25 protein-coding genes are annotated in these 22,964 nt (G+C 42.1%); 24 read left to right on the top strand and 1 reads right to left on the bottom strand.

The window, feature by feature from the left end:
- Window positions 1-7 precede the first annotated feature (7 nt).
- The 22 genes from HC725_RS06300 to HC725_RS06195 all read left to right on the top strand — a co-directional run bounded on the left by HC725_RS06300 (window position 8) and on the right by HC725_RS06195 (window position 17,131).
- On the top strand, window positions 8-349 hold the full coding sequence (locus HC725_RS06300) for a hypothetical protein (RefSeq protein ID WP_190330977.1): 342 nt from the start codon (window positions 8-10) through the stop codon (window positions 347-349).
- Window positions 318-830, top strand: coding sequence for a phage tail protein (locus HC725_RS06295; protein WP_190330976.1), 513 nt, complete (start codon window positions 318-320; stop codon window positions 828-830). The genes HC725_RS06300 and HC725_RS06295 overlap by 32 nt, the downstream gene beginning before the upstream one ends.
- A complete protein-coding gene (locus HC725_RS06290) occupies window positions 796-1,302 on the top strand; it encodes a hypothetical protein (protein WP_238928449.1) in 507 nt (168 codons plus the stop codon). The genes HC725_RS06295 and HC725_RS06290 overlap by 35 nt, the downstream gene beginning before the upstream one ends.
- A complete protein-coding gene (locus tag HC725_RS06285) occupies window positions 1,268-1,984 on the top strand; it encodes a phage baseplate assembly protein V (RefSeq protein WP_238928448.1) in 717 nt (238 codons plus the stop codon). Before HC725_RS06290 ends, HC725_RS06285 begins: the two co-directional genes overlap by 35 nt.
- A gap of 9 nt (window positions 1,985-1,993) precedes the next feature.
- Window positions 1,994-2,326 (top strand): phage baseplate protein, encoded by a 333-nt coding sequence (locus tag HC725_RS06280; protein ID WP_190330975.1) that lies wholly within the window; start codon window positions 1,994-1,996, stop codon window positions 2,324-2,326.
- 37 nt (window positions 2,327-2,363) lie between these two features.
- Complete coding sequence (locus tag HC725_RS06275) at window positions 2,364-3,344, top strand: baseplate J/gp47 family protein (RefSeq protein WP_194687883.1); 981 nt, start codon at window positions 2,364-2,366, stop codon at window positions 3,342-3,344.
- On the top strand, window positions 3,325-3,960 hold the full coding sequence (locus HC725_RS06270) for a phage tail protein (protein WP_190330974.1): 636 nt from the start codon (window positions 3,325-3,327) through the stop codon (window positions 3,958-3,960). Before HC725_RS06275 ends, HC725_RS06270 begins: the two co-directional genes overlap by 20 nt.
- Before the next feature lie 21 nt (window positions 3,961-3,981).
- Window positions 3,982-5,079, top strand: coding sequence for a phage tail-collar fiber domain-containing protein (locus HC725_RS06265; RefSeq protein ID WP_190330973.1), 1,098 nt, complete (start codon window positions 3,982-3,984; stop codon window positions 5,077-5,079).
- On the top strand, window positions 5,079-5,636 hold the full coding sequence (locus HC725_RS06260) for a hypothetical protein (protein WP_190330972.1): 558 nt from the start codon (window positions 5,079-5,081) through the stop codon (window positions 5,634-5,636). The genes HC725_RS06265 and HC725_RS06260 overlap by 1 nt, the downstream gene beginning before the upstream one ends.
- 248 nt (window positions 5,637-5,884) lie before the next feature.
- Complete coding sequence (locus HC725_RS06255; RefSeq protein WP_342365930.1) at window positions 5,885-6,748, top strand: acyltransferase family protein; 864 nt, start codon at window positions 5,885-5,887, stop codon at window positions 6,746-6,748.
- Window positions 6,749-6,867: 119 nt separating this feature from the next.
- Entirely contained in the window at window positions 6,868-7,080 is a 213-nt protein-coding gene (locus tag HC725_RS06250; protein ID WP_190330971.1) for a hypothetical protein, read from the top strand.
- Window positions 7,073-8,251: a phage tail protein gene (locus tag HC725_RS06245; protein ID WP_190330970.1), complete on the top strand. Its 1,179-nt coding sequence runs from the start codon at window positions 7,073-7,075 to the stop codon at window positions 8,249-8,251. Before HC725_RS06250 ends, HC725_RS06245 begins: the two co-directional genes overlap by 8 nt.
- The gene (locus tag HC725_RS06240; RefSeq protein WP_190330969.1) at window positions 8,244-8,720 is read left to right on the top strand and encodes a phage major tail tube protein; all 477 of its coding nucleotides are present in this window, start codon (window positions 8,244-8,246) and stop codon (window positions 8,718-8,720) included. The genes HC725_RS06245 and HC725_RS06240 overlap by 8 nt, the downstream gene beginning before the upstream one ends.
- 90 nt (window positions 8,721-8,810) lie before the next feature.
- Entirely contained in the window at window positions 8,811-9,380 is a 570-nt protein-coding gene (locus HC725_RS06235; protein WP_190330968.1) for a phage tail assembly protein, read from the top strand.
- Between the two features lie 126 nt (window positions 9,381-9,506).
- On the top strand, window positions 9,507-12,194 hold the full coding sequence (locus HC725_RS06230; RefSeq protein ID WP_190330967.1) for a phage tail tape measure protein: 2,688 nt from the start codon (window positions 9,507-9,509) through the stop codon (window positions 12,192-12,194).
- A 24-nt stretch (window positions 12,195-12,218) separates the two neighbouring features.
- Complete coding sequence (locus HC725_RS06225; RefSeq protein ID WP_190330966.1) at window positions 12,219-12,593, top strand: phage tail protein; 375 nt, start codon at window positions 12,219-12,221, stop codon at window positions 12,591-12,593.
- The gene (locus HC725_RS06220) at window positions 12,580-12,786 is read left to right on the top strand and encodes a hypothetical protein (RefSeq protein ID WP_190330965.1); all 207 of its coding nucleotides are present in this window, start codon (window positions 12,580-12,582) and stop codon (window positions 12,784-12,786) included. The genes HC725_RS06225 and HC725_RS06220 overlap by 14 nt, the downstream gene beginning before the upstream one ends.
- Before the next feature lie 30 nt (window positions 12,787-12,816).
- The gene (locus HC725_RS06215; protein WP_190330963.1) at window positions 12,817-13,788 is read left to right on the top strand and encodes a hypothetical protein; all 972 of its coding nucleotides are present in this window, start codon (window positions 12,817-12,819) and stop codon (window positions 13,786-13,788) included.
- Window positions 13,789-13,792: 4 nt separating this feature from the next.
- On the top strand, window positions 13,793-15,022 hold the full coding sequence (locus HC725_RS06210; RefSeq protein WP_190330961.1) for a tyrosine-type recombinase/integrase: 1,230 nt from the start codon (window positions 13,793-13,795) through the stop codon (window positions 15,020-15,022).
- 106 nt (window positions 15,023-15,128) lie between these two features.
- Entirely contained in the window at window positions 15,129-15,416 is a 288-nt protein-coding gene (locus tag HC725_RS06205) for a MarR family transcriptional regulator (protein ID WP_190330959.1), read from the top strand.
- 15 nt (window positions 15,417-15,431) lie between these two features.
- Window positions 15,432-16,352 (top strand): hypothetical protein, encoded by a 921-nt coding sequence (locus tag HC725_RS06200; RefSeq protein WP_190330957.1) that lies wholly within the window; start codon window positions 15,432-15,434, stop codon window positions 16,350-16,352.
- A gap of 605 nt (window positions 16,353-16,957) precedes the next feature.
- A complete protein-coding gene (locus HC725_RS06195) occupies window positions 16,958-17,131 on the top strand; it encodes a hypothetical protein (protein ID WP_190330955.1) in 174 nt (57 codons plus the stop codon).
- Window positions 17,132-17,411: 280 nt separating this feature from the next.
- Here HC725_RS06195 and HC725_RS06190 read toward each other — a convergent pair whose 3' ends face one another.
- Window positions 17,412-17,858, bottom strand: a complete 447-nt coding sequence (locus HC725_RS06190; RefSeq protein WP_190330954.1) for a tellurite resistance TerB family protein — start codon at window positions 17,856-17,858, stop codon at window positions 17,412-17,414.
- 174 nt (window positions 17,859-18,032) lie between these two features.
- Between HC725_RS06190 and HC725_RS06185 the strand changes: the two genes are divergently transcribed.
- A complete protein-coding gene (locus HC725_RS06185; protein WP_446751353.1) occupies window positions 18,033-18,755 on the top strand; it encodes a sulfite exporter TauE/SafE family protein in 723 nt (240 codons plus the stop codon).
- Between the two features lie 167 nt (window positions 18,756-18,922).
- A complete protein-coding gene (hrpA, locus tag HC725_RS06180) occupies window positions 18,923-22,897 on the top strand; it encodes an ATP-dependent RNA helicase HrpA (RefSeq protein WP_190330952.1) in 3,975 nt (1,324 codons plus the stop codon).
- The last annotated feature ends 67 nt before the right edge of the window (window positions 22,898-22,964 follow it).

Raw genomic sequence — 22,964 nt, 5'->3', positions numbered from 1 at the left:
TGGTTAGATGAGCTATTTCACCCAAGCCCGAAACAATTTAAAGCAAGCCATTCTCGCTAACTTTGGTGACCCAACGTTAATTCAGACGGTTGACGGAGAAGTAACGGTGGAAGGCTATGTGAAGTGTATGGAAGAAGATACCACTAAGGTTTTTACTTTCTATACTGACGCTCATTTACCACCTAAATCCACCTTAATGCATGACGGCACCTTGTATGAGTTGTCGTTATCCATGCAGCAAAACGGGAAATCGAGCCGAAGCAATAGCCAGATTATCCGCGAATATCTTATGAATCCTCACTCAGCGGCGGTGCAAAATGGCTGGTCTGAATACCCAGATGGAGATTGATACTGATTTTGTGCAAACCTTCTCTCAATTTCCTAAGTACCTTTCTCAAGCTGCTCGCAAAGCATTAACCAAAACCAACAATTGGTTGCGCACGGCTACGATGGCAGAGCTTGGTTATGAGCTCCGCATTGATACTAAATCCATGAAAACCCGTTTCCGCGTTTATAAGTCTGGTCACATGACAAGGCTTTGGATTGGTGTGAATGATGTTGCGGTACATCGATTAGGCAAGCCACAGCAAAAAGCCGGTGGTGTGCAAGTGGGTGAGCACTTTTTTGAGAAAGCGTTTATTTCACCTATGGATAGCGATGAGCTTTTAGTGTGGCGAAGAACGGGTAAGCAGCGCAGTGAGATTGAAATGGTGAAGTTGGATATTTCTGATCAAGCCGAAGAGATCATTGGTAGCTATACCCCTGAAATCAATAACCGATTTAGAGAATATTTTCATGTCGAGTTCAAACGCCTTCTTTCGAAAACCTAGCGATTGGGTGCAGCACGTTGTATCGGTGCTGGAGCAACGTTTAAACATCGAACTTGAATCCGCTTATGTGCGTGAAGCAAAAGAGCCAAAGCACACGTATTTTTGTTATCAAGTCGGTGATTCCAATGTGTTAAACCAACGCGGTAATGATGGCCGCAAGCTGCATGAGGTTGAGCTGCGGTTTTTAGTCTATGTGCCGTTGGCAGTACCTAATTTTGATTTGGAAGCCTTGGATGCCTCAACTCGTATTGAGCGTGAATTTGTTGATGAGTTTTTAGAGATTGGTCAGCAAGCAGAAGAAACACGTTTACTGTCTAATCAGCCTCGTAAGTTCGATCCGAAGATGGGTGTATTCCTACGAACGGTCACCATTCAACAGCGTATTTATATGGGTGAAGTTGAAGAAGACTTTATGGAGTTAGGCGAAGGTGATTTGAATGTACCCGAATCCGATAATGAAAAATCTGTTTGAGCGGATTCATTCGCTTGAAGAAGAAATGCTGAAACTGGCGGAAGAAATGGAAGAAAACCGCCGTGCCGCTTCAAATATTATTCGTCTTGGTGTCGTGGAAGCAACCAGTGCCAAGACGGTTAACGTCAAAACAGGTAAGAACTTTGCCACTAAGGTTCCATTCTTTGTGTTAGCGGCTGGGCGAGTATCGCATTATCGACGGCCAAGTGTAGGCGAGCAGTGTTTACTGTTAAACATTGGCAGTGGCGATAACTTAAACAATGCGGTGGCCTTGATGGGTTTGCCGTCGGATCAGTTTCCTTGTCCGTCTACCGATGAAAACGTTGTTATGACAGATTACGGCAATGGCATGACTGAAACCTATGATTTGGATGCAGGTTCGCTCACCGCCATTTATCCCGGTGGCTATAACATTACGGCAGATATTACTCATGTCGGTAATGCTGAACTTACAGGTAACACCAACCGAACCGGTGACCTGATTAATACCGGCAACATTGTGAGCACTGGCGGGTTTAATCATTCTGGTGCCTTTGCGGTGACACCTGGCGGATCTGGTTCTATGCCAACCTTTAGCGGAGGTATGAACATTACCGATGGTGATGTGACAGTGGATGGTATTTCTGTGAAGTTTCATATTCATATTGATGCCGAAGGGCGTCCAGTTGGTAAGCCTCAATAAGGAGTTCATATGATTGGCATTGATCCTCATTCCGGCTTTGAGCTTAACGATTCAAGGTTGCTTCAACGCCGTTTTGAACGGGTGTTAACCACTCAAGTGACGAGCCGAATTAAACGCCGTGGTTTTGGCAATCGAGCCATTGAGCGACTAGGCAAGAATCAGTCTCCAGATGAAGCGTTAATCATTCAAAACCTCAGCTTAGAAGCGGTAGCGCTAGACGTTAATGGTCTGACAGAATTTACCGCTAAAACCTGCACAGTAACGACGCAAGCAAATGGTTTTCTAGTGTCCATTTCCGGTGATTGGAAGGGTGAGCCGCTTGTTCTTACTGCTGAGCTATGAGTCAAACGAGAATAAAGCGAATAACACGAGAAGCATTATGTCAGTACCTCAAGCCTTTACCATTCCTAATTTTGAAGATCTGTTTGCTGAATTTAAGCAGGCAGCGGTCGATTACGTTGCACAAACCGATAGCGATAAAGCTGCCAGTTTAGAACAGGCGTTCAGCAATGACGCGGAATTGCTTTCTCAAGTGACCGCCTCATTCATTATTAAGCATCAAGCCATGTTGCGAGAGCAAAACTATTGGGCACTGCAGATGTTCCGCAAGTTCGTGACCGAAAGCGATATGGTTGATCTGCTAGCGATGCAATACGGCTTAACTCGTCAAGTTATCAATCCTGCCGATGATTCAGTATTTCCACCCGTTGAAGCAAAAATGGAAAGCAATGAAGATTTGTTGAGACGTTTCGATTTAGCGCCGTATCAGTTCCACACCTCCGGAACTCGTCAAGGTTATAAATTTCACGCCTTAACCTTGGATGCTCGCCCTTACATTACGATTGAATCGGAAGAAACGGCAGTCACCATGCGTTTTGAATTCCCAACCGAAGCGCAACCTGTTCCAGTGAAAGATGCCGCTGCCCGAATGCTTGAGCCTAATACGGGAAAAGTGGAAGTGGCCATATTAAGCCGTGAAAGCGCCGATGGTACTGCAAGTAGTGAGCTGTTAGAGCGTGTGTCGAAATATTTGAATCGTGATGATATTGCACAAGAGTCTGACGACATTACTGTGAAATCGGTAACACCAAAACCTTATACCATTGAAGCGGTGTGCTACACCGATGGCGACCCGAATAACGATGTAAGCCAAGAATATGCCGTGGTAGCCGTTCAAGCCTTTGTTGATTCTCAGCAAAAGTTAGAAGGGCGTATTGATCGCTTAGAGTTGGGCCATGTGCTGTATGACTTGGGTTATAGCCGTGTTGAACTTTCTTTACCCGTGGCCGATGTGGTGTGCAATTGGGATGAGGCACCGTATTGTGAGGAGATTGTGATCGATGTTAGAGCTAACGGATAAATCATTTATTTCCGCTCAACCTGAAAACCGTACTGTGATTGAAGAGGCATTGGAATTCGCCTGGCATGACATGCTAACCAACGTTGAGCAACTTTACCCAGATTTAAAACAACCCCTTTATACCCAAGATGAGTTTGTTTCGCTGTTGGCTGGCGAGCGCGGTGTGCTTGATTGGCAACCGAGTGATGACGATCAACAACGGAGAGAAACGGCAGATAAGGCGTTTGATATTCACCGCAAGGCAGGCACGCGATATGGCTTGCGTAATGCTTTGTTGCCGCTTGGTATAGATTCCGTTGTGACTAAAGGCGAGCAACCTTATTCGGTGGTCGTTGATGGCAAGTTATCCGATAGGCCACTGACCGCTGAAACCTCACAGCGGATGAATGCGCGCTTAACATCGTATAAATCGGAACGTGACAGCATAGCGTTAACGCTTTCTCGTTCCAGCAATGGTACGGAGACAAAAGCGGCTATTGTGCAAACCGCTAAATTCATTCATGTGTTTGCAGGTGTGCCTGTTCCTCCGGTTTATTATGGTTCAAATCCTAAATTTGGCTTTGTGCAGAGTGAGAAAGTAATTCGTGTTTCTGCCGCTGAGCAGGTGTTCAATTAATTTAATTAAATGAGTTTATATATGGCCGATTTACGCTGTTATTTAACCAAGTCTGGTATTGCTGCAGAGAACAATGCCAAGCAATTTGGTACTACATTAAAATTCACTGAAATGGTGTTTGATGGTAGTTATCTTGCTGATGAAGAAAACCCAGAAAATCTAACCGAAGTGATTAACCCTGTGCTGACCGTTCCGTGTTCCACGACGATCAGCGATGATGAACAAACCTTAACGTTCAAAGGTTCAATTCTGGTTGAGCAGGGCGGCTTTAATGTTTGGGGGATTGGGTTAAAAACAGATTCAGGCGTACTTTACGGCTACGCTCGCTCTAAAGGAGATAAAATTCTCACTGAAGATGAAGGGGCTACTGAATCAGTTCGTTACGCTGTCGATATCATCACGAAGAACTCAGAGGTGGTTGAGATAAATGTTAATCCTTCAACTGTGTATGCAGATTTGGAAGATGTGGATAATGCAGTAAAAGCAGGGATTGAAGGTCATGTGACTGAGGAAGATCCTCATTCTCAATACCTACTAACCGCCCAATTCCTCCGCGCTATGCTAGGCAAACCCGTCCACGAAACAATCGTAGGCCGCGCGCAAGATGATGACTTAATTGTACCCGAGGTAGGCCAAAAGCTTTACGTGGCCGATTATCAAACTGCTTACGAAATCATAAGCCAAGCCGATAACTTTATTGATGAAGCCACCAAAGCAGCATCAATAATGGCAGGGGAGAATACATACTCAGGCTATTGGGGGTACGGTAACGATGGTGCTGATTTCTTCACAACACCAAATGCAACAATAACTATGCACGTTAAATCGGCAGGTGTTTATGGAAATGCAGGTGAGAGTAAAGAAGACCATTTGCAGAATATTACTGGTTCATATCGGATTGCACCAGACCACACGACAGCATACATGGTCCCAACCGGGGTTTATTTAGACGAGAATACAGGTGATCCAATAATAGATCCTAGAACCAACTCTCTTAGGGATAACATTGAAATTAAGAGAACGTTCGATGCATCACGAGTCGCACGTACCGACACTTTTACCGATTCAATGGGTACATTTTTCGATCCATACATTTGGCTACCTAAAGGAGTATTCTAATGATTCAATTTGATATTAAAACAGGTGCGCCAGTTCGTGAAATCAATAGCGATTTGCAACGACCATTAGTCACTGATAAACCATTGCCTAATGCCGCGCTTGATGCAGAAAAACAATACTATTCATTTCGTGACCAATACGACAATGTGCCTTATTGGTCGGGTGAATCGTGTGGTTGGGTGGTTAAAGACAAGAAAATCCAAGTGACGGCTTACAACAAAGAAACTCAAGAAACAAAAGAGTTCGATGATGAGTCTCTTGTGACTGATGATTACACGTTACTAAAACCATCAAGCCAATATGACGAATGGATGGATGAAACATGGGTAACCAACGACCAGGCGCAATACGAAGCGCAAGTGCTGCAAGTCGATGCCACACGTCGTTCGCTTTACTTGAATGTGGATGCACTACGCAATGAAGCCGCCATGATTAGAATGCTTTGCAGTGAAGAGAGGAAAGTAGAAGACGAAGCAAAGGCACAAGATTATGAAGAACAAGCCAAAGCATTGTATTTAAAAATTCGCTCTGAAAACCCGTGGCCTCAGAAAAAGTGACAAGTTTTACATAGGTTAAAACAATTACATTGTTGGTTTTATTCAGGTACTATCTGGGGCAAAAAATTGAGTAGAAAAAGTTATGGAAACAGCTAAAAGTAAAGAGCTTTATGGTTTAACAATCTTTAGGTTTGTTGCTGCATTTTATGTGTTTTTATTCCATTGTAATTTAAGATATCCCACCAATGCGCCTCTATTTTTAAGTGATATTATAAAAAATGGCGCGATAGGGATGACCTTTTTTTTTTATTCTGTCCGGTTTTGTTCTAGCTTGGGCTTCACGTGATGGGATTAAAGAAAATTATTACATGTCAAGGATTGTTAGAATATACCCTGCTTATTTGTTTATGGGGTTAATTACAATACCTTTCATTCTTGAATATGACCTATTTAAAGTAGTGACATTTATATGGCTTTTTATTACCTCCACTCAATCATGGTTACCATCAACATTTAGTTTTTGGAATTTTGGAGGTTCTTGGTCTATATCTACTGAAATGTTTTTCTATCTTGTGTTTCCTTTTGTTTTACCTTTTATTAAGAAGAAACCTGTAGTTTACATTTTTATAGCATATATAATAACTTCCTTTATTATTCCAATATCTTTGTTGTTGACAAATAGTGCCGACTTTCCTCGATATTATGTTAGCCCAATTCATCGTTTGCCGGAGTTTGTTATAGGTGTTGGGCTAGGTGTGATATTCACATCAGGTGGTAGAATAAAGTGTTTTAAAAATACTTTATTTTTATTGGCTATTTTGGGTTTGGTTCTCATATCACCTAGCGATAACCAAGGATGGATGAAGAATAACTATGTGACTGTATTGGGTTCAGCCTACATTGTTTATTTCTTAGCTGAAATCCGTTTTAGCATGAATATAATAACAAAAATTTTCGTTTATTTGGGGAAGATTAGTTTTTCATTTTATCTAATGCAACTTCCGATACTTATGTTTGTAGATAAATATAACTACCTTTTGGCACATATACCAACTTGGCAAGCTTGGAGTATACTTGGTTTGATAAATCTATGTATGGCTTGTTTTTGTTATCACTTTGTTGAGAATAATAAAAAACTAAAATATATATTAAAAAATAAAAAAACAACCTAACGATATCCTCGTTCAAGGAATAATCTTGATGTTTACATTATAAGCCAGCCAAGCGCTGGCTTTTTTGTGTCCATATTCCACACCAACCTTATTAACAAGCCTAACCAAACAGGTGATTTATGACTAAACGAGCTCCACTTGTCGTTTATGACTATCCGATCTTGAAGCCATTTCGACATAGCGGTCGTTGGTGGAAAGTGGAAGATAAAACGATCAAACTTGCGCCACGCCAAACGACGTTCTTATTGCGTTCTGGCAAGATTGGCCCCCGTGTAACCACTGCCGCAAAGGTTACAACAACCCAAACTAAGAAAGAGGTGAAGAATGGCTGAGCTAACACCGATTAATGATTTCGTACTGAACGGTGCAGAAGTCGATACTATTGAGCCGCCACCGTCGATGGGGCCATTGGCCGATCAAATTGTTTGTATTGTGGGTACCGCACCGGATCGTGATGATTCGTTGTTACCACTTAATGAGCCAACTCGTTTATTTAACTACACCAATGGCATGTTGATGCTTGATAGTGTGGGCGATCGTCAAGGTACTTTGCCTTATCTATATCGCTACTTGTACGAGAAAGTAAGCTGTCCGGTTTACGTTATCGTTGTGGAAGAAGGCGCAGATGAAAACGAAACGGAAACCAATGTGATTGGTGATGTGGATGCGGATACGGGCGCATTAACCGGAATTAAAGCGATTAAAGGTTGCCCGGAAACGCCCACGATTTTCGGTTGTCCGGGCTTTAGTTCTGTATCAATTGGTCAAGCACTTGCCGCTGTTGGTCGTGATATTCGTAGTCGTCCGGTTTTAGATGGTCCAAACACTAATGACATGGAAGCAGCGGAATTTGCATCAAGCTTTGGCAGTGAAGGCACGGGCGAAGATAAACTAACGATTATCGACCCTTGGTTTATCACTAAATACGATGGGCTTGAGATCACCATGCCTGCCTCAATTGCGATGATTGCAGCGATGGCGTCGGTTGAAGGTTATGAATCCCCACAAAACCAAGGTGTGAGCTGTTTATACACCTCGCGCAATGTGAGCTACAAAATCAATGATGCCACCACGCAAGCCAACTTTTTGAACAAGTATGGCGTGGCGACGATTGCTCACACTCGTATGGGCGGTTATTCGATTATTGGCAACCGTACCAACACTGGCCGTTTTATCTCGCATGTTGGCCTAGAAGATTTACTGGCGCGTAAGTTGGAAGAAACCTCTCAGCCGTACATGGGCGAGAACTTAACGGAAGACTTTATGAATCAAGTGGTCGATAGCTTGAACATGTGGGGCCAATCATTGGTTGCTGATGGTGTTGTGCCTAATTTTAACGCTTATTTGCACCCAGATAAAAACAACCTGGAGAACTATAAATCCGGTCGTTGGTATTTGTGTGTGGATTATGGCCGTTATAGCCCGAACGAACACATGGTTTACGAGCTGTCGGTGAATGACGGCATGATTGAAGCTTGGCTAGAGGAGACAGTCAATGGCTAAACGAATTCGACTACGATTGAGTTCATTGGTTGGCGGCGTTCCGTTGGCCAATGAGATTGTGGAATTTACCCCACCAGAAGTGAACGCCAAAACCGATACCAACGAAGGGCAGTTTGTCGCCTCCGAAGATATCGTGGGTTACGAGGCATTAACCTGGTCGCTTAAAGTTCAAGCTGAGCGTTACATGTTAATGCCGGTGCTCGGTAAGTTCCTTTCTGGCGATGCCATGGTGAACGTCACTGAACGTGGCAAAAACCAAGATGGTGTGCCTTATGTGGTGAATTACACCATGGGTGGGATCATTAAATCGATTAAGCAAGACACAGTGAAGATGGGCGAAAAGCCTGTGTGTACGATTGAAGGTACCGCCAAAGCGTTCAAAGAAATCGACAACGGTGTGCTGAACTACGATATCGATACCCGCACTGGCAAAACTACTATTGGTGGGTTTGACCAGACGGATATGTAACCCCGTTCAATACCTATTCGCGCTCTTATTTCTTCGGAAGTAAGGGCGCTTTTTTATGCCTGCCATTTTAATTTTTTAATAGGAAACACCATGAGCAAAGTAATCAAATTGCCATTCTTTAAGCGCAATGAAAGCAACGAAATGACCATCAATACCATTTCAGTGAAACAGTTTCGCGAGTTGCCACACATTAATGTTGTAGAGCTTTCTGCCAAGCAAGCATTTCAACAACGTAAGGCACTCATTCAAGCCTGTACTGATATTACCGAATCGGAATTTAATTCATTGAGTGCGCCTGATTTCAATACGTTAGCCTCTGAGGCTCAAACTTATATTTTAACGCCTGCAGATGAGTTAAAAGGCACGCCATTAGAAGTGAAAGACTGGTCGTTTGAATTGCTATTTCCCTTCACCAATGAAGTGAGTGAAGAGATTAAAACCATCCGCTTTTCTGTGCCGAATGTTGCCTCTTCTGAATTGCTCGCTGAGATCACCGATGACCAGGAACGTGAAGATTACATGTTCAAAGTTGTGTGTGGTTTAGAGCATCAAGACATGGCATTACTTTCAATCAATGACTACTTAACTTTGAAGCCGAGAGTCGGTGATTTTTTTCTACAATCGGGGGATTACTTTCGCCCGATGACGTTCAGAGCCTAATTGATTTAATCCCGATGCATCGTAATACCTCAGAAAATGAGATCCGCAAGTGGCTTCAAGATGCGGCGTTGCGTCGGTACCAGATGATTTTAGATAAGTTAGGTGTAAAGCAAGGCGGTCGATAATATGAGCCAAAATGAAAAGATTGTTTTCTCGCTCGAAACGGTGACCAAAGGCACGAAAGATATTCTTTCTACTACTTCGGCAACTGAGCGTTTAACGAAGTCACTGCAGGAGCAAGGCGACGCTGTTAAATCAGTTCAAAAACAATTATCTAATGTTGAAAGCTATAATCGGGTAAATAAAAGCCTTGATAAATCGGCATTACGATTAAATAAAGCAAAAGCAAACTATCAAGAGTTAGGCGCTCAACTCGAAGAACAAAGAAAAAAAACATCTGATTTAAATTTAGAGCAACGTAAAGCTCAAAGAGAGGTTAACTCACTTAATAAGCAATTGAAAAATACGAGTGCAGATGGTCTTAATGAGTTGAATAAAAAGCTGGCTACTTCAGAACAGAGAATGAAGTCAGTTCAAGATGAGTTGATTGAAAGTCGGCAAAAAGTAGATGAGTTTAGAGCAGCTCATAACGGTGCTCGAAAAGAAGTTGAAAAATTTGAAAATCAGCAAATTACACATAGACGGAGTCTTGTCAGCTTAAAACGAAACCTTCGCGAAGCAGGGATCAGTACACACAACCTTGGTGATGAGCAAAAGCGTTTAGAGCGTCAAACCGATCAAAGCAATGCTTCTATTGCGAAACAGAATGCACGCTTAAAAGAGATGAACTCGATTCAATCTCGTATTGATAACCGTAATGCGAAATTGAGTGTGATTGGTGGTCAAGCGACCAGTTTAGCTATGGCGGCGGCTCCTCTGGGTGGCGCGGCTTACATGGCAATGAAAAATGAAAGTTCGTTTGCTGATGTAAGTAAAGTTGTGAATATGTCACCGGAGCAGGCTTCTGCTTTGAAGTCGTGGTCACGAAAGCAATCAACCGAAACTCCGATGAGTGCAGAAGAAATTAATGCGATGTTGGCGGCAGGTGGCCGTAGTGGGATTCAAGATTTTGATGAGCTGAAGTCCTATGTAAAAGACACAGCTAAAATGGCAGTTGCTTTTGATATGGATGCCGGAGATGCAGGGAAAACACTAGCAACGTTTAAAGCTTCTATGGGATTAGATCAAAAGGGTGCGATGAACTTAGCTGGTCTAGCAAACTTACTTGATAACAATATGAATGCTACAGCTGCTGATATTGCTGATGTTATGGCGCGACAAGGAGCAACAGCTCAATCGGGTGGTTTCAAAATTAATGAAGCAGCTGCGCTTTCGGCCTCATTACTCGCAGCTGGTTTAGAGCGTGAACGAGCAGCAACGGCAGTAAAAAATATATCAGGCCGATTAACAATGGGATCGGCAGGTTCCAAAATACAGCAAAATGCGTTGGCACAAATTGGTTTTGGTGCGGATCAGCTTGCTTTTGATATGCAACGTGATGCTTCGGGTTCATTAATCAAAGTCTTGGATGCGATTAAAGCTGCGCCATTAGAAAAGCAAAGTGCTTTGATTTCTCAGATATTCGGTGAAGAAGTAAAAGGTGCGGTTGCTGCGTTGGCTGGCAACACAAAGAATTATACAGAGGCGTTAGAGTTAGCGAATAAAGGGCAGCAAGCGAATGCAGATTCGATTAATAAGGAGTATCAAACCAAGCTAGCGACAACTGAAAACAATGTTAGCCGGTTCACGAATAAACTAGCCAACTTGAGCATGGTTATTGGTGACTCGTTATTACCTGCTTTAAATTGGGTATTAAAGCCATTAGGTGAACTCGTTGATTGGGTTACAGGGTTGGCCGAAGCGAATAAAGGATTAACATCTGTCTTAACCCTAGGTACAGCTGCAGTTATCGGAATTAAAGGGGCACTTTTAGCAGGTAAAGCGGCATCACTGGTTTTTGGTAATTCGGTTGATAAAACGCGCTTATTCCGTAAAGGCTTAAACCGTGAGACTAAAGAAAGCGGCAATATTGCGGCTTATACCGCGAAACAGTGGAGCCGACTTAATACAGTAATGAGTGAAAATCTTGGGCGAGCAAGTCGAAATGGCGGTAGTTATGGTGGAAAATCTAGCCGTCGTCGTTCGTCTCGCTCTCGTGGTATAGGTGGGAAACTGCGTTCTGGGTTATCCCGTATGCGTGGTTCGCGCGGTTTGAAAACCGGGTTAATGAGTCTGGTTGGCGGTGGCATTGCCGTTGCGCCGATGCCTTCATTAGCGGCTGATGCCATTGATATTGGTGGTGATTTAGCGATGAATGCCGGAAAGGTAGGGTTAGCCAAAGTGCTACGGCCTATTGGTATGGCAATGAACCTTGTTGGTATTGCCGATGCGGTTCAAGCAGGCAATATGAAAGATGTGGGTTCTAATGCTGGCAGTTTAGGTGGTTCGATGGCAGGTGCGGCTGCAGGTGCGGCGATTGGTTCGGTAGTTCCCATTATTGGTACTGCTATTGGTGGCATTATTGGTTCAGTCGTTGGAGGTATGGGCGGTGAAGCTCTGGGTGGTTGGTTTGGTAATAAGCTAGATTCGCCTGATGTGACTGCAGAGAAGATCGCTAAGGTTCAAGCTGAGAAAGAAGAACGCTTAAAGCCAGTACATTTTGCACCAAATATTACGGTAAATGCTTTGCCTGGCCAAGATGCTAAAGCAGTCGCAGCCGAGGCTATCAATCAAATGAATGACCAGTACGCCTACTTAACTGGCGGCAATACGATGACGACTCAGTTTAGTTATGCCGGTATTGATAGAAGTTAGTCGATCATTAATGAGGAGTTGGGTATGCGGCATATTGCGATTGGCGATAAGGTGTTTTCGGTTGGTAATGAAACGCCGATCACTAGTATGAATCGGCAAAGCTCTGGTACTTGGTCTGAGGTGGGTTTGATTGGTTCTGCTCGATCTGAAAAGGTCGGGCGGCCATTAGATTCTATTTCTATTTCGGCTAAGTGGTTTCGAGATACGGCGTTTAATAATGTGGATGAGCTGCGCAAGATGATTGATGTTCCACAGCAAATGAGTGATGGCCAAGGGCGTAACTTTGGCCGTTGGACGATTAAATCCATTAGTGAAAAGCGTTCGTATTTTGTGAATAACGGTAAGTCGATGGTGACGAACCTAGACCTGAGTTTGGAGGAATTCCGTGGCGAAAGTTGAAGCACAAGAAGGAGAGTTGATTTTAGACTTTCTCTTTAAACAGACGGGGCAGGATGATGATTTACTCACTGCCTCTTTTTATGAATTGAATCCTCACGTTCGTGGGGATTTTTTTTTGCAAACGACCATTGTTTTTGTGCCTGTTCCTGTGGCGACAGATGATGTTAAAACGGTCACTCGTTCATGGGATTAATGGATTTAGATATTGAAAAGCGAGAGTGTAATGAATATTCGTTTACAAGGTAAAAATAGTGATTTGATGATGGCGCGGTTGAAGTCGTTCAATTTGGAAGATTCGGAAGGGGTAAAGGGCGATTCGTTAACCATTACTCTTTCTTCTGATGATGTTGGCGGTTTACCACCCAAGGGGGAGTTTTACCTGGTGTACTTGGGTAATGTCGAACGTGGCCGTTTTTCTATTTCACAACGAAAGTTTTCGGTATACCCAAAGGAGATCACGATTGTGATGACGGCAGCACCGCTTTCCGTGAAAGATAAAGAGTTTCGTGCTCGTAAATCGTCTAGTTGGGACCAATGTTCGCTAAATCAAATAGTACAAGAGGCTACGCCAACCGGCTTTGAGATTTTTGTGCATCCTGCATTACAAAATATTCAAATCGAGCATACCGATCGCACTGAGGAAAGTACCTCGGCTTTTTTGAATCGATTGGCGAAAGATTATGATGCGGTGGCGAAACCTGTGGGGGATAAGTTTGTGTTTGTGCCGAAAGGACAGGCTAAGTCTGCCAGTGGTGCAGAGATTGAAACCATTACGCTGTCACTTCCTAAAGATAACAGTCCTAGCAATGCTTCGTTTGTGAATGTGAGTGGATCACTTGATGGCAGTAATGAGTTTAATGGTGTGAAGGCGTTTTATTCAACGACGGTGAACGGACAACGCTTGGAGGTTGAAAAAGGTTCTGAGCCGTTTAAACGATTGGCAAAGGACAAGAATACGAAACAAGATGCGATTCAAGCATGTGCGGCAGAATTACGAAAAATTAACCGTGAAGGGCGAAAGATTAGCGTAGAAGCGCCAATTGATCCGAATGCGTTTGCTGAAGGTGTGTTGATTTTGGATGCGTCTTTTGATGCGGTGATCCGTGGTAATTACAGTATTGATCGGGCGAGTTTTTCGGGTTCTGGCTTGCAGGCTAGTCGTATGAGTTTAACCGCTACGTTAGTGATGGAGTGATGCAATGCAAGCAATTCGACTGAATCAAAATGTGTTTTTTAATTCGACGGTGACGGTTCGTATGTCTGAGGCTCAGATCCGTAAGCATATTGATGATAGGCGTGTGTCTGAGTTGAAAGATGCTCGCTGTTCTTTGTATTTACGTTTTAACTCAAACCGAACTGGCGGTACTTGGTGGCTTCGTCGTTATAAAAATGGCAGTGAAATGAAGGTTCGTATAGGGCAATACCCAACCACTCAGGCAAAAGATGTAATGAGTTTGGTGAGCGCGGCGACGATAACGATTGAGAAAGGTGATGCGGTTGAGTGCAGTAAGTTTGAAACGGTTGATCAGTTAATTGATTGGCATGTGAAGCGTGAGAGTTCTAGTAAGCTATCAAGCCGTGAGCGTTTGAATAATTTAAGAAGTATGGCTGACAGGCATTTGATTGGGATGTTTCATGGTGTATCTGTGATGAAGGTAGACCATGCGTTGATTGATGCGGATTTGATTAAGCCTATGTTTGCTCAAGGATATTCGGTGGCGTATGTTCGCGCTATTTTTAATCTACTTAAAACGGCTTTTAATACGGCGCATAAGTTAAAACATATTACGTTGAATGTGATCGCGGATGTGCGCTTTAAAAGCTTTTTTAATGATAACTTTTCACTGACGAGAGCACAGTTGAAGGGGTGTCGTGTGAATGCAGACCAGTTGCCCGGTATTTTGCAGATGACGAAGCAAGCGCGGTTTCCTGTTCGTATGTTGATCATGATGATATTAGGGCACGGTTCTCGTATTGGCGAAACCCGTAAGGCTAAGTGGAGTGATATTAGTTTTATGATGAAGCGGTGGACGATCCCTAAATCGGAGACGAAGAATGGGGAAGAGATGGTGTACCCGTTATCTGCTTGGATGGTTGAGCAACTGCATTCTTATCAAGCGTGGCAAGTTGAGTCAGGATACGTTGGTGATTGGGTATTTCCTGTATCGAAAAAGGGAAATAAAGCGGTTTATGCTTCATTAGCGAGCCAGTGGGTTCAAGAAGTGGCGCAAGGTTTGTGGTCTGCTCATGATCTTCGTAAGCGTGCCCGTTCTATTTGGCTCGATATTGGCGTTGATTACATAGTGTGTGAGGCTTTGTTAAACCATGCAAGGGATAAACTCGATCAGGCTTATATTCATACTCATATGGAATTACAGAAGAAACAGGCGATTGAAACCTACCATGAATGGCTGAAAATTCACTGGTGAACCGCCCGTTGACCGCCCTCAATGTTCCACCTCGATCCTTTCAATGACCTATCAGATCAAGTTCTAACCCTCATTTCAAAATAAATCAAAGCGGATGATTTTAGGTATGCAAAATTTAACGAAAAATACGCCGATAGACGCTCGTTTGTCGGCTGTGGCGAGGTTATTGCCTCATCAAGTGAATTACGTGCGATTAAGTAAAACACAGCTGAGAGTGCTGCAGTCGATTAATTTAGGGGAACAAGTGACAGCGGTTGAAATAGCCAACCGCTGTGATGTTTCGACTTCGTTTGCTAGTACGCTGCTTAAAACTTTGACTCATAAAGGATATTTGAGACGAAAAGTTATGATAGAACGTACGGGTGGGGTAGAGTTTGGGTATCAGTTATTTTAAATGAAAGGTAGATGCATGAGTGTAGATGAGGCTAGAGTTGTTGGCACGGAAGTGATTATTACAGCTGAAGATTTATACTTGTTAGATGATCCTAAGGGTATAGATTTTTGCTGTGATGATTGTGAAATTGGCTTATTTGCAGCTTCATTTGATAGATCTATAAATGTTAGAAAGGCACATTTCCGGCACTTTCCTGATAAGCCACATCATATTGATTGTGGAGGTGAAGAATATGCTAAAGCTAGGAAAAAAGGCAAGAAAGAGAGGTTATCCTTGGAAGGTGAAGGTTTTCCTCATTCCTACCCTAATTGTTTTAAAAAGAGAAAACCCAAGGTTGAATCACAATCGATGAAGGGCGGTTCTTCTACTGAAAATAATGCATCAAGCCGCAGAGATGGTGGGAATAAAGATCTAACTAGTAGTCGTAAGACCAAAGCAACATATGCTACTTCTTCTTTTAAAAGTATAGTGAATGAATATTTTGATTTTCCATTCGATAGGGATAGACCTTTATCATTTGAAGACATTTCTGGTTCTACATATGATGAGGTATTTTTGTGTATTAGAAACCCTTTTGGTAACCAGCAATATAGAATCCAAGGTGATAATATAAAAATCTATCATGGAAAGATGTCATGGAAAAAAGCTGAACCGAAGGGCGATATTCTGAGTATTCAATTGACTAGCGGGTTATGGGAAAATAATAAAAATAAGCGTCCATATTATGTTGATATTAATATGTCGGATTGGCCTGCCCAGACAAAAACCAAGTTCTTAAAGCGCTATAATGATGTTTTTAATCTAATAGTGGGGAAAGAGATGAAGACAGAATGCCATTTTGCTTTTGTTGGACAACAGGATACCCAAGATGATTATTTTAGATTCTTTGCTGAAGATCGTTCGCTAACGGCATTTTATATAGATGTGAAGAAGTAGAGCTAGATTTTAGGTTCTTCTGGGGATGATAAACCTGCAAACGAGGGCGACCCACGCGCTGTAAAAATTTTTCGGTCGCCTTAGTCACCACCACCAGAGTGATTGCTATCACGTATTTTTGATCTGTTTAACTTTTCGTGACGCGTAACGGTTGATTTTATTCATTTGGTTTGAAATTATTGTGACTGCAGCTAAGAGCTGTATATTTGAGCAAAACAGAATAAAAACACTCAAGCCTAATAAGCTTAATTAATCTAAGACTTAACCGTTTCATTGCGAAGTGGTTCATAAGTACATAAATATGATTTCTGTACTACAACGATAGGTATGTATGGTATAGCTTTAAAGTTAATACCATAATTATATTCTAATTCCTCTTCTACAGAGGGCAGTTTTTTTCATTGGAGAAAACTGCTATCACTAAAGATAAGTAATCCAGACATTTTTTTGTGGATTAAATACAAAACAGATCTACCTGCTGAATGGCAGTTAGTAGATGTCTATATGAAATTTTCATTTCTAATCAAACTTGATCATACGTGAATCGTATGATCCTACTGTTTTTGCTCGTAATCTTTAGACTATCGTTATTACAGGTTTTATTTATGAAAAATGAGTTAGATGTGGCTTACGAAGAGATTGAAGAGTTGCTGGTTACTATGCAGGAAGCAGGGGAGGCGGCTCTTGGACTTGCTGACCTTATTCGCGACAAGCAAAGGCCAGAAGTACCAGTGTTAGATCTCATTGCAGCTAGTCTTCTAGATAAAATTAAAAAGTAAATTTAAAGGGGCCTGTAATAGGCCTCTTTTTTGCGTCCAATTTGCGTCCGAGTTAACTTTTCGTTCATTCATTTTCCATGTAAAACAATCTCTTACTTTCCATGTCTCTTAATCAAAAAAGAAAAAGGTTGGAGCATGTTGGCTGCTCATTAGTTGTCCTAGATATTCAATTGTATCAATGTCGTAATACTACCTCTTTTGATTGAATACGAAAACTAACGACTGCATTACGCGCAAGATTATTTTGTTGCTACGTGTACGGTTACTTACAGAAATTGATTTATTTCTCTACAACCGACAATTTGGCTCGAATAAACTCATTATGGTCGACATAAAGCAGTTCAGCGACTTTGCGGATCACGGCTTCTTCGATTGGATCAAGATAGCCATCGGCATAGGCGACGTTCCACATGGCTTGAATTAATTCAAAACGTTCTGTTTGTTCTAATTCTCTCAATTGATCAGTAAATTCGTACACAGACGCTGAGTTTTCAGATCGGATATTCGCTTGGCTTAGTAACTCTTGTGCTTCATTTTCTGTAATATTGACTAATTTCATCAACATATTCGTTTGAGCTATTTGCTCTTGTGGGTCGATAGAATGGTCCGCTTGAGATACTTGGCAAAGTAATGCAGCAATAGCCAGATCAGGAGTGCCTGCCGTGTTAGAGGCATTTTCAGCGCCTTCCGTTAGCTGACTTAATAAGCTTTTAAGGGATTGGATCATAAATGCCTTCTATTAAACGATTTAATTACAACCATAGTCATTTTTTTAACGATGAAATTCAAGTGTAGAAATGGTTTTCATTCTATTTCTTCTGATATTTATTTAAGCGTAAAGATGTATATGCTTTTTACTCTGGTTTATCATGGCCTTTTCTATACGACATTTTGAGTATCTATGTTTGAGTTCAATCACACAGTATTGATGGCGATGGGGCTAATTTTTTTAGGTTCCTTCGTACAAAGTGCCATTGGGTTCGGCTTGGCTGTCGTGGCCGCGCCTTTGCTATTTATTGTTTCACCTGAATATGTCCCGGCTCCAATCGTTATGGTAGCGTTATTTAACTCACTTTTTAATGCTTATAAGTATAGGGATAATATTGCGATTGGTGGCCTGAAAATGGCTATTTATGGAAGAATCCCAGGGTCGATTGCAGGCGGTATTTTACTTCTATATGTATCGAGTTCTATTTTATCATTATGGCTTGGTGGTATGGTGTTAGTGGCAGTATTGATTAGCTTGTTGCCTGTACGTTTTGAACCTACACCTAATCGTATGGCTATTGCTGGGTTCTTTTCTGGTTTCATGGGAACGAGCTCTAGCATTGGTGGCCCACCAATGGCATTAATTTTACAACATCAAGATGCCTCATCGTTACGCGGTAACCTCGCGGCGTTCTTTGTATTTAGCTCTACTATGTCTTTGATTGCACTATACTTCATTGGCTACCTTACTTGGCAACATTTCATCATGACGCTGCCATTATTACCAATGGGGTGGCTGGGGTATGTTGCGGCTCAAATAGTGGTGAAATATGTATCCAAACAGTGGATCCGGATTTTTACATTAATACTTTGTTCAGCTAGTGGGTTATCTGCGATTATCCGTGCGTTTTCTTAACTTTCTTACCCATTTGGGGCTGTGTTATCATAGCCTCAATTTTCCGTTACCTCATACATCGATCTGACGTCATAGCATATCGGCTCATCTCATAGTGTTGATAGAAGCGTATTGTTGATATAAGACAGGTAACGTGCATTCGAACATTAAATTCAATAGGAATTGCTTTGACCCAGTCTCAGCCGAATCAACCAAATTCTTCGTCTCAAGATACATCGTCCAGTCAAGGGAACAGCGCTCATAGCCTTCGTTTAGCCTTAAAAGATTGCATGATCCGTGATCGTTTTCGTTTAAGTAAACGCATTCATGGTGCGAGTAAGATTAAAAATCCAGATGCGAAAGCCAAAGTGTTTGATGAAATCGCCATGGATATTGCTAAATCTATGATGGTGGTACAAAACCGACGCTTACAACAACCGCATATCGAATACCCAGATATCCTGCCAGTAAGCCAGAAACGCGATGATATTGCTGAGGCGATTGCTAATCATCAAGTGGTTATTATTGCAGGGGAAACAGGTTCAGGTAAAACCACTCAGATACCCAAAATTTGTAGTGAACTTGGGCGAGGTCGCACAGGATTAATTGGCCATACTCAGCCGCGTCGACTGGCAGCGCGCTCTGTTGCTAATCGGATAGCTGAAGAAATGCAATCTCCACTGGGTGAGTTTGTAGGTTATAAAGTTAGATTTAACGATCAAATTTCGGACAACACCCAAATCAAATTAATGACCGATGGTATTTTACTGGCGGAAATTCAGCACGATCGTTTTTTAAATCAATACGACACCATTATTATCGATGAAGCTCACGAACGTAGCCTTAACATAGATTTTATTATGGGTTATTTGAAAGAGCTATTGCCTAAACGCCCTGATCTTAAAATCATTATTACGTCTGCAACCATCGATCCTGAACGCTTTTCTAATCATTTTGATAAAGCACCGATCATTGAAGTGTCTGGTCGAACTTATCCAGTGGATGTACGGTATCGTCCGCTTAATCCAGATGAAGCAGACCAAGACCATGATCAACTCGAAGGTATCTTTCAAGCGGTCGATGAGCTATGCGATGAGCCTGGTCTAGGTGACATTTTGATCTTTATGAATGGTGAGCGTGAAATCCGTGATACCGCCGACGCTTTAACTAAACGTGCCTTTGGCAATCGCAGCATGCGAGATACAGAAGTGGTGCCGCTGTACGCGCGCTTATCTTCGGCAGAGCAGAATAAGATTTTTCAATCACATACTGGTCGGCGCATTGTACTGGCAACTAATGTGGCGGAAACGTCACTTACCGTACCGGGAATTAAATATGTGATTGATCCGGGTACGGCGCGTATCAGCCGTTATAGCTATCGTACTAAAGTTCAGCGTTTGCCGATTGAAGCTATTTCACAAGCCAGTGCCAATCAGCGTAAAGGGCGTTGTGGCCGTGTTAGTGATGGTATTTGTATTCGTTTATATTCAGAAGAAGATTTCAACTCACGAGATGAATTTACTGATCCTGAAATTATCCGTACCAATTTGGCTTCCGTTATCCTGCAAATGACGGCTCTGGGCTTAGGGGATATTGATGCCTTCCCATTTGTAGAAGCTCCAGATAAACGCAATATTCAGGATGGGGTAAGGTTACTAGAAGAGCTAGGCGCGATTAACCCAAATTCGACCGATCCTAAAAAACGTTTAACAGCCACAGGTCAAAAATTGGCGAAACTACCGATCGATCCTCGTTTAGCTCGGATGGTATTGGAGTCAGTTAAGTATAATTGCTTGAAAGAAGTGATGATTATTGCTGCGGCATTGTCTATTCAAGATCCGCGCGAACGTCCATCAGATAAACAACAAGCCTCGGATGAGAAACATAAACGCTTCTTTCATGAAGATTCTGATTTCTTAACGTTTGTGAATATATGGGATTACGTTAAAGATCAGCAACAAGCGTTATCGAGCAACCAATTTCGTAATCAGTGTAAGAAAGATTACTTAAACTATTTGCGTGTGCGTGAGTGGCAAGATGTGTATTTCCAAATCCATCAAGCGATGCGTGAAATGAACACAAAGCTCAACTCGGATCCTGCCAACTACGAAGCCGTTCATAGTGCGCTTTTAGTTGGTTTACTCTCACATATTGGTATGAAAGATGCTGAGAAGAGCGAATATCAAGGTGCGCGTAATGCTCGCTTTCATATCTTTCCAGCCTCAGGTTTATTTAAGAAACAGCCTAAATGGATTATGTCGGCAGAGTTGGTGGAAACCTCCAAGCTTTGGGGGCGTATCATTGCCAAAATTCAACCAGAATGGATTGAGCCGTTAGCACCGCATTTAATCAAACGTAGTTATAGCGAACCGCATTGGTCAAAGAAACAAGCAGCCGTCATGGCACATGAAAAAGTGATGTTATATGGCATTCCGATTGTACCGAAGCGCACTATTAATTATGGCTTGATTGATCCGACTATCTGCCGTGAAATTTTTATTCGTAGCGCATTGGTTGAAGGAGACTGGGAAACCAAACATCATTTCTTTAAACAGAATCGTCAGCTATTAAAAGAAGTGGAAGAGCTTGAACATAAATCCCGTCGTCGCGATATTTTGGTCGATGATGATGAGTTGTTCGAGTTCTACGATCAGCGTGTGGATACCGAAGTAGTGTCTGGTCGTCATTTTGATGCATGGTGGAAAAAGGCACGTCAAGCTGAACCTGAATTGCTGAACTTTGAAAAATCGATGTTGTTTAGAAATGACGCTAGCCATGTCACTGATCTTGATTATCCTAATTTTTGGCATCAAAACGGTTTGAAACTAAAACTGAGTTATCAATTTGAACCAGGTATTACTGCTCCAGATAAAGATCGAGATGGTGTAACGGTTCATATTCCATTGCCGATTTTAAATCAAATTAGCCAAGACGGTTTTGACTGGCAAATTCCAGGTTTACGCCATGAGTTGGTGGTGAGCTTGATTAAATCATTACCTAAAACGCTACGCCGTAACTTTGTGCCGGCGCCAAACTATGCCGATGCTTTTCTCTCAAGAGTCACCGTAATGGAATTACCATTGTTAGACTCTTTAGAGAAAGAGTTGCGCCGTATAACAGGTGTAGAAATTAAGCGTGAAGATTGGCAACTTGAACAAATCTCTGAACATTTAAAAGTCACGTTTCGTGCCGTTGATCACCGCAAACGTAAGCTCAAAGAACATTACGATTTGTATGAATTAAAAGAAAGCTTAAAAGAGAAAGTGCAAGAAACGTTATCCCAAGTAGCGGATGATGATATTGAACAGCAAGGTTTACATACGTGGAGTTTTGGTAAGCTTCCAACCGTGTATCAACAAAAACGTGGCGGATTTGAAGTCAAAGCCTATCCGGCTCTAGTGGACACCAAAGATAGTGTTGAAATTAAATTATTTGAAACAGAGCAAGAACAGCACCAAGCAATGAAAGCGGGGCAGCGTCGTTTAATCTTGCTGAATGTGCCGTCACCGATCAAATATTTACACAGTAATTTACCCAACAAATCCAAGCTCGGCTTATATTTTAATCCATATGGAAGAGTGCTTGATCTTATTGATGATTGTATAGCCTGTGGCATAGATAAACTGATTGAGCAAAAAGGTGGTTTAGTATGGCAACCGGAACAATTTGAAGAACTGAAAGAGTATGTTAGGGCTGAACTAGGCGATACCGTGGTCGATATTGCTGGACAAGTGGAAACTATTCTCACTACCGCGTTTAGCATTAATAAAAAGCTCAAAGGTAAAGTCGATTTCACTATGGCGTTTGCGTTATCGGATATTAAAGCGCAAGTGGAAGGCTTAATATTCAAAGGTTTTGCTACTGAATGTGGGTGGAAACGCTTACCGGATATTTTGCGCTATATGAAAGCCATTGAACGTCGGATGGAAAAATTGCCGATAGATCCTAATAAAGATCGATTGCACATGCTTAAAGTTGAATCGGTAGTGAATGACTATAAAGAGCTGCTCAATAAAATCCCAAAAGGCGTTGAAATACCAGATAATGTAAAAGAGATTCGCTGGATGATTGAGGAGTTACGCGTAAGTTTCTATGCTCAGCAGTTAGGAACTCCTTATCCAGTATCTGATAAGCGGATTAAAAATGCTATTGATGCCTGCTAAATATACAAAAACAGAAAAGTGACAAAATTGTTAGGGTTTTTACTTGATTTCAATGAACAAGTCCGGA

The sequence above is a fragment of the Vibrio sp. S17_S38 genome, from assembly GCF_014694375.1.
Lineage (GTDB): Bacteria > Pseudomonadota > Gammaproteobacteria > Enterobacterales > Vibrionaceae > Vibrio.
This window is presented reverse-complemented; position numbering and strand designations above follow the sequence as displayed.